The following is a 1,227-nucleotide window of genomic DNA, read 5'->3' as shown; positions in this document are numbered from 1 at the left end:
AGCTCTCTGCCTCTCTCCAGACCCTGCTGAAACAGGCCTGGCTTGCCGCCACGCTCGCCGGAGATGAGCAGATCCGCAGCATACATTTGCTCACGGCCATGATTGATACGTCAGGGCTGACGCGCTGTGAGGGCCTCTGGCCCTTAATGACGCTGACCACCAGCCAACTGGAAAGGTTACGTCCCTTGCTGGAAACCCAGTCAGATGAGCGTCGTGACGCGGCTCTCGGCGAATCAGCAGGCAATGTCACCATGATGGGTAGAGCAGCGCCATTGGCACGGGAAGGGCAAAACCCACCTGAAAGCGAAAGTGCTCTTCCCGCCGTTTCACAGGAAGAGGCCGTGCTCAATCGCTTTACAGTCGATGTGACTGCCCGTGCCCGGGAAAGAAAGATTGACCCGGTCTTTGGCCGCGATAACGAAATCCGTCAGATGGTGGACATTCTCTCCAGACGTCGTAAGAACAACCCCATTCTGGTGGGTGAGCCTGGCGTCGGCAAAACGGCCCTGGTTGAAGGCCTGGCGCTACGTATTGCTGAAGGTAATGTGCCTGAAAGCCTTAAGCCTGTCATCGTAAGAACGCTGGATCTGGGTTTGCTTCAGGCGGGCGCCGGTGTAAAGGGGGAGTTCGAACAGCGTCTGAAAAATATCATCGACGCCGTCCAGCACTCCCCGGTGCCGGTGCTGGTCTTTATCGATGAAGCTCATACCATCATCGGGGCCGGTAATCAGGCGGGCGGGGCAGATGCGGCCAACCTGCTGAAACCGGCACTGGCTCGCGGTGAACTGCGCACCATTGCGGCCACCACCTGGAGTGAATACAAGCAGTACTTCGAACGTGACGCTGCCCTGGAGCGCCGCTTCCAGATGGTCAAGGTTGATGAGCCCGATGATGAGACAGCCTGCCTGATGCTGCGCGGCCTTAAATCCCGCTATGCCGAACATCATGGAGTACACATTACCGGTGAGGCCGTCCGGGCAGCGGTGACGTTATCCCGCCGCTACCTGACAGGGCGCCAGCTGCCTGATAAAGCGGTGGACTTACTGGATACCGCTGCGGCCCGGGTGCGGATGAGCCTGGACACGTTGCCGGAACAGCTTACCCGGTTGCAGGCTGAACTGACTGCGCTTGCCATGGAGCAGCAGGAGTTGCTGGAAGATATTTCTCTGGGTAACAGTGTTGATGCAAGTCGTCTGCCGCAGATCGAACAGCTCACACTGGAGCTCA

General features: G+C 58.4%; 1 protein-coding gene. It reads left to right on the top strand.

The features are described from left to right. On the top strand, positions 1 to 1,227 hold a 1,227-nt coding region (locus tag OVA10_RS25190; protein WP_268197200.1), incomplete at both ends, for an AAA family ATPase.

This window comes from Lelliottia sp. SL45, assembly GCF_026672535.1.
GTDB lineage: Bacteria > Pseudomonadota > Gammaproteobacteria > Enterobacterales > Enterobacteriaceae > Enterobacter > Enterobacter nimipressuralis.
This window is presented reverse-complemented; position numbering and strand designations above follow the sequence as displayed.